The sequence below is a fragment of the Pseudomonas sp. CHM02 genome, from assembly GCF_000612585.1.
GTDB lineage: Bacteria > Pseudomonadota > Gammaproteobacteria > Pseudomonadales > Pseudomonadaceae > Aquipseudomonas.
In genome coordinates this window covers 1-10,135 of the sequence record NZ_JFCA01000086.1, presented here as the reverse complement: position 1 = coordinate 10,135, position 10,135 = coordinate 1, and the positions used below count along the sequence as shown (strand labels likewise).

Below are 10,135 nucleotides of genomic sequence, written 5' to 3'. Positions count from 1 at the left end.
AGCCCCAAAAACCAGACGCCGAGTTCTTTCTGAAAGAACTCGGCGTTTTTTAGTAGGGCTGCTTCGCAGCCCAGCGCGGGGCAAGCCCGCTCACCACAGCAAGCCTGCTCACCACAGCAAGCCCACTCACCACAGAAAGCCTACTCACCACAGAAAGTCTGCTCTCCACAGCAAGCCTGCTCACCATAGAAAACCTGCTCTCCACAGCAGGCCCACCGGCCACAGCAGGCTCACCGACCACAATAGCGTTCTCAGACTTGGGATTGTGCGCCTTCGAACCACTTCAGCTTCTCGCGCAACACCACCACCTCACCGACGATCACCAGTGTCGGCGCATGCACTTCATGCTCCGCCACCATGCGTGGCAAGTCCGCCAGGGTGCCGGTAAACACGCGCTGGTTGGACGTGGTGCCTTGCTGGATCAACGCCGCCGGGGTATCCGCCGCACGCCCATGCTTGATCAACTGCTCGCAGATGATCGGCAAGCCAATCAAGCCCATGTAGAACACCAGGGTCTGCGAAGGCCCCACCAGGTCATGCCAGGGCAGGTCCGAGGTCCCGTCCTTCAAGTGCCCGGTGATGAAACGCACCGACTGCGCATAGTCGCGGTGGGTCAGCGGAATCCCGGCATACGCCGCGCAACCGCTGGCCGCCGTGATCCCCGGCACCACTTGGAACGGGATGCCATGGGCCGCCAGTTCCTCGATCTCTTCGCCACCACGGCCAAAAATGAACGGGTCGCCCCCCTTGAGGCGCAGCACGCGCTTGCCTTGCTTGGCCAGGTCCACCAGTTGCTGGTTGATCCGATCCTGCGGCACCGCGTGGTCGGCGCGACGCTTGCCGACATAGATACGCTCGGCATCACGGCGGCACAGTTCGAGAATCGCCGGAGCTACCAGGCGGTCGTACAGCACCACGTCGGCTTGCTGCATCAGGCGCAAGGCCCGGAAGGTCAGCAGGTCGGGATCGCCTGGACCTGCACCCACCAGGTAAACCTCACCTGGCGCATAAGGCGGCGCGCCGTTGACCTTTTCGACCAGCAGCCGCTCGGCTTCATCGCCCTGCCCGGCCAACTGGCGGTCAGCAATCGGGCCCTGGAAAACGTCTTCCCAGAACGCACGACGCTGCTGCACATCCGGGTACAAGCCTTTGACCTGGGCACGAAAACGCGCTGCCAACCCGGCCAGTTGGCCGTAGGTGGATGGAATCCAGGTTTCCAGCTTGGCGCGGATCAAGCGTGCCAGCACCGGCGCATCGCCGCCGCTGGACACCGCGATCACCAAGGGTGAACGGTCGACAATCGCCGGGAAAATCACGCTGCACAAGGCCGGCGCATCCACCACATTGACCGGTACGCACCGGCGCTTGGCATCACTGGACACTTGCGCGTTCAGCGGCTCGTCGTCGGTTGCCGCGATGATCAGGGTGCAACCGTCGAGGTCCGCCTCCTGATAACCGCGCAAAATCAGTTCCCCGCCACTGCCCAGTACCAGCTCTTTGAGCTGGTCTTCGATCTGGGGAGCAACCACCCGCAGCAACGCACCGGCATCGGCCAGCAGCCGGGATTTGCGCAAGGCAATCTCCCCGCCACCGACGACCAACACACGACTGCCGCGCAGGTTATGAAACAGCGGCAGAAATTCCATTTAGCGGATGACCTCGACGCCCGCCATGTATGGCTTGAGCACTTCCGGTACGCGGATCGAGCCGTCAGCCTGCTGGTAGTTTTCCAGCACGGCTACCAAGGTACGGCCTACGGCCAGGCCCGAACCGTTGAGGGTGTGTACCAGCTCCGGCTTGCCGGTTTCCGGGTTGCGGAAACGCGCCTGCATGCGACGGGCCTGGAAATCACCGCAGTTGGAGCACGACGAAATCTCGCGGTACTTGTCCTGGCTCGGCACCCACACTTCGAGGTCGTAGGTCTTCACGGCGCTGAACCCCATGTCGCCAGTGCACAGCGCCAGTACGCGGTACGGCAGCTCCAGCAGTTGCAGGACGCGCTCGGCGTTGGCGGTCAGGCCTTCCAGGGCTTCCATCGACGTCGACGGCTCGACCACTTGCACCATCTCGACCTTGTCGAACTGGTGCTGGCGGATCATGCCGCGAGTATCGCGACCCGACGCCCCGGCTTCGCTGCGGAAGCACGGGCTGTGGGCGACGAACTTGATCGGCAGTTGCTTGGCGTCGAGGATCTCGCCGGCCACGATATTGGTCAGCGACACTTCGGCGGTCGGGATCAGGTACAGGTCGGCTTCGCCGTCGCGGCTGATCTTGAACAGGTCTTCTTCGAATTTCGGCAGCTGGCTGGTGCCCATCAGCGCCGGCGCCTGCACCAGGTACGGGGTGTAGGCTTCTTCGTAACCGTGCTCGCCGGTGTGCAGGTTGATCATGAACTGCGCCAGGGCACGGTGCATGCGCGCGATCGGGCCGCGCAGCAAGGCAAAGCGCGCACCCGACATCTTGGCGGCGGTTTCAAAGTCCAGGCCACCGGTCAGTTCGCCCAGGGCGACGTGGTCCTTGATCTCGAAATCAAAGGCGGTTGGCGTGCCCCAGCGACGCACTTCGACGTTGCCGTCTTCGTCTTCGCCAATCGGCACCGATTCGTGCGGGATGTTGGGGATGCCGAGCAGGATCGAATCCAGCTCGGTCTGGATTTTTTCCAGCTCGACCTTGCCATCGGACAGCTCGGTGCCCATGCGCTCGACATCCGCCATCAACGGGGCGATGTCTTCGCCGCGCTGCTTGGCCTGACCGATGGATTTGGAACGCGCATTACGCTCAGCCTGCAGTGCTTCGGTGCGGGTCTGGACGGTCTTGCGCTGTTCTTCCAGCGCTTCGATGCGCGCAACATCCAAGGCAAAGCCACGGGATGCCAGGCGGTCCGCTACGTCCTGAAGGTTGCTACGTAACAGTTTGGAATCGAGCATGTCGGTCTCTCGTTTATCAAAGTTTGGTCAAGGACAGGCCAGCCCAGGTGGCGAGCAGCCCGCCGAATACGCTGATGCCCAGGTACCCGAAGGCTATCAGGGCCTGCCCGCTTTCCAGCAGGCGCAGCGTATCCAGTGAAAAGGATGAAAAGGTCGTCAGACCGCCTACAAAGCCGACAATCAAGCCGGCACGAATCTCAATCGGTACTTCCGGGCGCAACAGGAACCAGCCGTATAACAGCCCGATGATCAGGCAGCCCACCAGGTTGACCGCCAGGGTCGCCGCATAAAAATGCCGCGGCCAATTGGCGCTGACCCAAGTACCGGTGGCGAAACGCAATAATGTACCAGCGATGCCGGCTGCGGACACGGCAAGAATCGTCTTGAGCACTACTTTCTCCGCTGTCTGGGGCTGAGTCGATCGAGTTGTGCGAGGTGATTGAGCTTTTCGCCGATCTTCAGCTCCAGGCCACGGGGCACCGGCTGATAGAGCGGCAGCGGCTCAAGCGCATCGGGGAAGTAGTCTTCACCGGCCGCGTAAGCGTCCGGCTCATCGTGGGCGTAGCGGTATTCATCGCCATAACCCAGCTGTTTCATCAGTTTGGTCGGCGCATTGCGCAAATGCATCGGCACTTCGAGGGAGCCGTATTCGGCGGCGGCACGCAGTGCGGACTTGAAGCCCATGTAAACCGCATTGCTCTTGGGCGCGCAGGCCAGGTAAGTGATGGCCTGGGCCACGGCCAACTCGCCTTCCGGGCTGCCGAGGCGCTCCTGCACGTCCCACGCGGCCAGGCACAGGCTAAGCGCACGCGGGTCGGCGTTACCGATGTCTTCGCTGGCCATGCGCACCACGCGGCGGGCGAGGTACAGCGGGTCGCACCCGCCGTCGATCATCCGCGCAAACCAGTACAGCGCGCCGTCCGGGTTGGAGCCACGTACGGATTTGTGCAGCGCCGAGATTTGGTCGTAGAAGGCTTCGCCGCCCTTGTCGAAGCGGCGGCGCGTATCACCGAGCAGGCTTTGCAACAGGTCGACGCCGATCTCACCGCCGTCTTCGGCCAGGTCGGAAGCGTTTTCGAGCAGGTTGAGAAAGCGGCGACCGTCACCGTCGGCGGCGGTCAGCAGGATCTTGAAGCCCTCTTCGCTCACGCTGAGCTGCCGCTTGCCCAGGCCCTTGTCTTCGCTCAAGGCGCGGTGCAGCAGCTTCTGCATCGCCGCTTCGTCCAGGCTCTTGAGCACATAGACTCGCGCCCGCGACAGCAAGGCGTTGTTCAACTCAAACGAAGGGTTTTCGGTGGTCGCACCGATAAAGATCAGTGTGCCGTCTTCGACATAGGGCAGGAACGCATCCTGTTGCGACTTGTTGAAGCGATGCACTTCGTCGACGAACAAGATAGTGCGCTTGCCGTACTGCCCGGCCTGCTGCTTGGCGACTTCCACCGCCTGGCGGATCTCCTTGACCCCGGCGAGCACCGCCGAGACCGTTTCGAAGTGCGCATCCGAGACCTTCGCCAAGAGCCGCGCCAGGGTGGTCTTGCCCACCCCCGGCGGCCCCCAGAAAATCATCGAATGCAGCGCACCCTGCTCCAGGGCTTCGCGCAAAGGCTTGCCGCGAGCGAGCAGGTGTTCCTGACCGACATACTCATCCAGGTTGGTCGAACGCAAGCGCGCGGCCAGTGGCTGGGCGATCGGGTCACTTCGAAACAGGTCCATGGGCAGCGTTTGAAACCTCTAGATTATTCCTGGATCACGTCGGCACCCTTGGGGATGTCGAACTTGAACTTGGAGGCGGGTACCGGCTGGTTGGCCTTGACCCCGGAGAACAGGATATCGGTGCGCTGGCCGACGCTGTCGACCAGGCGCATGTTGTTGATCACACCGTTGCCGAACGACAGGTTCAAGGTGTCGAACAGCGTGTCCTTGGATTTGGGCTTGAGGGTGAACTCGATCACATTGCTGGTCTGCTTGGAGGTGATGTCGAAGCTCTCGTTGATTTTCGACACGTCACCCGACAACAGCAACGCCGGAGTCTGGTTCAAGCGCGGGTCGAGCTTCTTGATGGTCGCCTGTTCCAGGTCCGGGTCCCACAGGGTGACCTTCTGGCCATCGGACACAATGGTCTGCTCAGCCTTGCCTTCGGTGTGCCAGTAGAACAGGCCAGGACGCTGCACGGCCATTTCGCCGGCAGTTTCCTGCAACTGGGTGCCGCCGGCATCCAGGGTCAACTGGGAGAAGCGCGCGGTCAGGGTCTGGGATTTGTCCAACAGGTTTTTCAGGCTGGCGACCGAGGCCGGGTCAGCGTGGGCCGAAACAGCGGTCAGGGCCAGTGCCGGCAACAACAGCATGCGGATAAGACGCATGGGAGTCCTCATTGATTGGTCAGGGCGTGCCGCGTGCTGCCACGCGGCACGGGATCAGTCGCGCATCTGCCCGGGGGCAATGACTTCACGCGAGCCGTTGGTGTTCATTGCGGTGACGACGCCGGCCATTTCCATGGCTTCGATCATGCGGGCGGCGCGGTTGTAGCCGATTTTCAGCTTGCGTTGCACCGCCGAGATGGAGGCACGACGGCTTTCCAGCACAAAGGCCACGGCTTCGTCGTACAGCGCGTCGGTTTCGGCATCATCGTCGCCACCGCTGCTGCCGCCGTCGAAGCCACTGCCGGCCTCTTCCACTCCGGCGAGGATGTCGTCGTTGTATTCCGGTGCGCCGCGCAGTTTCCAGGCTTCCACCACGCGGTGGACTTCATCGTCGGAAACAAAGGCGCCGTGCACCCGGATCGGCAGGCTGGTGCCCGGCGGCATGTAGAGCATGTCACCGTGGCCAAGCAGTTGTTCGGCGCCGCCCTGGTCGATGATGGTCCGCGAGTCGATCTTGCTCGACACCTGGAACGCCATACGGGTCGGGATGTTGGCCTTGATCAGGCCGGTGATCACGTCCACCGACGGCCGTTGGGTCGCGAGGATCAAGTGGATACCCGCAGCACGGGCTTTCTGGGCGATCCGGGCGATCAGTTCTTCGACCTTCTTGCCAACGATCATCATCATGTCGGCGAATTCGTCGACCACCACCACAATGGTCGGCAGCTTGCTCAGCAGCGGCGCTTCGTCGTGGATGCTTTCGCGCTTGTACAGCGGGTCGGTCAGCGGTGTGCCGGCGTCCAGGGCTTCCTTGACCTTGGCGTTGAAGCCCGACAGGTTACGCACGCCCATCTTCGCCATCAGCTTGTAGCGGCGCTCCATCTCGGCAACGCTCCAGCGCAGGGCGTTGGCGGCATCCTTCATGTCGGTGACCACCGGGCACAGCAGGTGCGGAATGCCTTCGTAGATCGACAGTTCGAGCATCTTCGGGTCGATCATGATCAGCTTGGCGTCTTCCGGGCCGGACTTGAACAGGATCGACAGGATCATCGCGTTCACACCCACCGACTTACCGGAACCGGTGGTACCGGCAACCAGCAAGTGGGGCATCTTCGCCAGGTCGGTGATCACCGGCTTGCCGCCGATGTCGTGGCCCAGGGCCAGGGTGACCGGCGACTTGAAATTGTCGTACTCGGGGGTCGACAAGACTTCGGAGAAACGCACGATCTGGCGGTCTTCGTTGGGGATCTCGATACCCACGGTGGTCTTGCCAGGAATGACTTCCACCACACGCACGCTGGTCACGGCCAGGGAACGGGCCAAATCCTTCGCCAGGTTGGCGATACGGCTGACCTTCACGCCGGCAGCCGGCTGGATTTCGTAACGGGTGATCACCGGGCCGGGGTGGATGGAATCCACCGACACTTCGACGCCGAATTCCTTGAGCTTGATTTCCAGCAGGTGGCCGACGGCCGCCAGGGATTCCGGGGAATAGTTGAGTTGTTTCTTTTCGGCCGGGTCGAGGATCGAGATCGGCGGCAAGGTGCCTTCGACGGCACTGTCGACGAACAGCGGCGCCTGTTTCTCTTTCTGTACGCGATGGCTCGGTTCGGCCGGCTTGGGCGGCGCGGGGGCAATCACGGGTGGCACCTGCTTCTCGCGGTCCGACATGTGCTTGCTCAGGGCCTGCTCGCGCTCGATCAGGCGCTCCTTGACCTTGGCCTGTTCACGCCGATCCGGGGTGCTCGGGGCCACGACTTCGTTGACGCGGGTGTCGACCTCACGCAACTGGGCGACCATGCGCTTGCGGTCGACACGGGCCGCCCACCAGCGGTTGGCGGCGCCCTGGAACAGTTCCAGCAGGTCGAGGGTGATCTTGCCGGTCACGTCCATCACCTTGAACCACGACAGGTCGGTGAACACGGTGAGGCCGAACAGGAACAGCGCGATGAACATCAGGGTGCTGCCCTGGATATTCAGGGTCTTGCGCGCCAGGTCGCCGAGGCTTTCGCCCAGCGCCCCGCCCGCGCCCGCTGGCAAGCCAGTCGGTGCATGGAAGTGAATATGGGCCAGGGCGGCACCGGACAACACCAGGAACACCAGGCCGATCAGGCGCCAGGAGAACAGCCAGCCGCTCCACTGCCATGGCTCGTGGCGCTGGCGGAAGATCTGCCAGGTCTTGATCGCCAGCAGCAACGGGAAGATATAGGCGAAGTATCCCAGCACCATGAACAGGATATCGGCGCTGTAGGAGCCGGCAGGCCCGCCGAAGTTCTGCACGTCCTCGATCTTGCTGTTGTGGCTCCAGCCCGGATCGTCCTTGCCATAGGTCAGCAAGGCCATCATCAGGAACAGGCACAGGGCGCCGATCGCGATCAGCGCACCTTCCTTGAGGCGATAATGCAGGTGCTGGCGCCAGGCTGGCACCACTGCTGCTTTAGGTGTTGCGGCGGATTTCTTCAAAACGGGTCTTTTCCTGCGCCTTTAGCGCGTCCATCTATTGAATGACTGCAAATACTGCCCAATCCGAGCAGCTGAAAAATGAACGAGCGTCGTTGAATCTACTTTTAACACTGGGCGATTGCTGGATGAAATGGCGATAACGCCACAATGGCCGCATTGTACGGGTTTGTGCCCCTGATGCCACGCCACTTGGCGTTCTTCAAGCAGCATAGCCAATTGTGTATCACAAGATGTTCAATTTGAGCATGCATTGTCTTTGCTGACAAAGGCTTATGAGCTGTTTTTACCAATCCAGGCAAGCTTGGCAAATGGCCTGCATGGTCCAGACTCGATTACGACCACGCCTTATGCACAGAGTTGCAGAAACACCCGCTCACGCTAATCCACCCCAGCGGCCGATTCGGGCTGGCCCCATGGCGCCATGTCGACAATAATCAGCACTGCGCGACGCAGGTGTCATACCTGCCACTCCCCTCCCCTTCCGTAAGCCTGGATGCCATGCTGACCTGGTTACAACGCGATTCACTCATATTCCCTCCATTGGCCAAGGCCATGCGTGAACCCAATGGCCTGCTCGCTGCCGGTGGCGATCTATCGGCCGAGCGCCTGATCCAGGCCTACCGCCATGGCTGCTTCCCGTGGTTCTCGGAGGGCCAGCCGATCCTCTGGTGGTCGCCCGACCCGCGTACCGTGATATTCCCCGACGAGCTGCACGTCTCGCGCAGCCTGGGCAAACTGTTGCGCCAGCAGCGCTATACCGTGACCTTCGACCAGGACTTCGCCGCCGTCATCCAGGCCTGCGCCGCTCCGCGTGCCTATGCCGATGGCACCTGGATCACCGAAAGCATCCAGAGCGCCTACCTGGAGCTACACCAGCGCGGTTATGCGCACTCGGTGGAGGTCTGGGACAACGATAAACTGGTCGGCGGCCTTTACGGCCTGGCGATGGGCCAGCTGTTTTTTGGCGAATCCATGTTCAGCCGTGCCGACAACGCCTCGAAATTCGGCTTCGCCACGTTGACCCGTCAATTGCAGGCCTGGGGGTTTGTGCTGATCGACTGCCAGATGCCCAACGATCACCTGCACAGCCTGGGCGCCCGCGCCATTTCCCGCAGCGACTTCGCAGGCTTCCTGCGCGACCATCTGGACCAGCCCAGCTCTGGACCGTGGGTTTCCTAGGCGACTTGCGCACTCCTGGCTTACACTTATTTCAAAGCTTATCCGAGGGTTGATCATGACCGAGTTGGCGCGCTTGAAGTTTTATGCCACTCAACCCCACTCTTGCAGCTATCTGCCCGACGAGCAGGCCACCACGCTGTTCCTCGACCCCAGCCAGCCTATGGACGTGCATGTGTATGCCGACCTGTCGGAGATGGGCTTTCGGCGCAGTGGCGATCACCTGTACCGGCCTCACTGCCAGAACTGCAATGCCTGTGTACCGGCACGCATCCCCGTGACGCAGTTCCTGCCGGACCGCAACCAGAAGCGCATCCTCAAGCGCAACGCCGACCTGACGGTGATGCCGTCCAAGCCACGTTTCACCGAAGAATACTTCGACCTCTACCAGCGCTATATCGAGGAGCGACACGCCGACGGCGATATGTTCCCACCCAGCCGCGACCAGTTTTCCACGTTCCTGGTGCGCGACCTGCCTTTCTCGCGCTTCTACGAGTTTCGCGCAGACGGCCGGCTGGTGGCCGTCGCCGTGACCGACCTGCTGCCTAACGGCCTGTCTGCGGTCTACACCTTCTATGAACCAGCCGAGGAGCGCCGCAGCCTGGGACGCTTTGCGATCCTCTGGCAGATTGGCGAAGCACTGCGCCTGGAACTGGAAGCGGTTTACCTCGGATACTGGATCAAGAACTGCAAAAAGATGAATTACAAGACCCAATATCGGCCCATAGAACTGCTGATAAATCAAAGATGGGTCACGCTTAACTAGAACCCCTTGGCTTAAACACCCTTTTTCGGGCACAATGCACGCCGCTTTTGCCTGGCGCAGTTGCACCGGGCCATTCACTGGATACCGAGGGCTTTACTGCATGTCGAAAGAAGACAGCTTCGAAATGGAAGGCACTGTCGTCGACACCCTGCCCAACACCATGTTTCGTGTGGAGTTGGAAAATGGGCACGTCGTAACCGCGCATATCTCCGGCAAGATGCGCAAGAACTACATTCGTATTCTTACCGGTGACAAAGTGCGCGTCGAGCTGACGCCCTATGACTTGAGCAAAGGGCGCATCACTTACCGCGCTCGTTAAGCAAGTCAATACAAAACGCCCGGTTATGCCGGGCGTTTTTGTGTGCGTGCTATTTACCTTGCACCATAAATCCCCTGTGGGAGCGGGCTTGCTCGCGAATGCGGTGGATCAGCCAATGAATCTG

At 61.4% G+C, this 10,135-nt stretch carries 9 protein-coding genes; 3 read left to right on the top strand and 6 right to left on the bottom strand.

The window, feature by feature from the left end; all coding sequences use genetic code 11:
* Positions 1-251: 251 nt before the first annotated feature.
* From cysG to BM70_RS0130265, 6 genes are read right to left on the bottom strand one after another with little or no spacing between them, the layout of a single operon-like run.
* Positions 252-1,646 carry a siroheme synthase CysG gene (gene cysG / locus BM70_RS0130290; protein WP_025859492.1) on the bottom strand — a complete coding sequence of 465 codons (1,395 nt, stop codon included), beginning with the start codon at positions 1,644-1,646 and terminating at the stop codon, positions 252-254.
* Positions 1,647-2,927: a serine--tRNA ligase gene (gene serS, locus BM70_RS0130285; protein WP_025859491.1), complete on the bottom strand. Its 1,281-nt coding sequence runs from the start codon at positions 2,925-2,927 to the stop codon at positions 1,647-1,649.
* 16 nt (positions 2,928-2,943) lie between these two features.
* A complete protein-coding gene (gene crcB / locus BM70_RS0130280) occupies positions 2,944-3,318 on the bottom strand; it encodes a fluoride efflux transporter CrcB (protein ID WP_025859490.1) in 375 nt (124 codons plus the stop codon).
* Positions 3,318-4,640, bottom strand: a complete 1,323-nt coding sequence (locus BM70_RS0130275; protein ID WP_025859489.1) for a replication-associated recombination protein A — start codon at positions 4,638-4,640, stop codon at positions 3,318-3,320. Before BM70_RS0130275 ends, crcB begins: the two co-directional genes overlap by 1 nt.
* Before the next feature lie 23 nt (positions 4,641-4,663).
* Positions 4,664-5,287, bottom strand: coding sequence for an outer membrane lipoprotein chaperone LolA (lolA, locus tag BM70_RS0130270; RefSeq protein WP_025859488.1), 624 nt, complete (start codon positions 5,285-5,287; stop codon positions 4,664-4,666).
* Between the two features lie 54 nt (positions 5,288-5,341).
* A complete protein-coding gene (locus BM70_RS0130265; protein ID WP_025859487.1) occupies positions 5,342-7,750 on the bottom strand; it encodes a DNA translocase FtsK in 2,409 nt (802 codons plus the stop codon).
* 498 nt (positions 7,751-8,248) lie between these two features.
* Here BM70_RS0130265 and aat point away from each other — a divergent pair, with 498 nt between their 5' ends.
* The 3 genes from aat (at position 8,249) to infA (ending at position 10,011) form a co-directional block, all read left to right on the top strand.
* Complete coding sequence (aat, locus tag BM70_RS0130260; protein WP_025859486.1) at positions 8,249-8,929, top strand: leucyl/phenylalanyl-tRNA--protein transferase; 681 nt, start codon at positions 8,249-8,251, stop codon at positions 8,927-8,929.
* 55 nt (positions 8,930-8,984) lie between these two features.
* On the top strand, positions 8,985-9,692 hold the full coding sequence (locus BM70_RS0130255) for an arginyltransferase (RefSeq protein ID WP_025859485.1): 708 nt from the start codon (positions 8,985-8,987) through the stop codon (positions 9,690-9,692).
* Between the two features lie 100 nt (positions 9,693-9,792).
* Positions 9,793-10,011, top strand: a complete 219-nt coding sequence (infA, locus tag BM70_RS0130250) for a translation initiation factor IF-1 (protein ID WP_002553999.1) — start codon at positions 9,793-9,795, stop codon at positions 10,009-10,011.
* Positions 10,012-10,135: the final 124 nt, after the last annotated feature.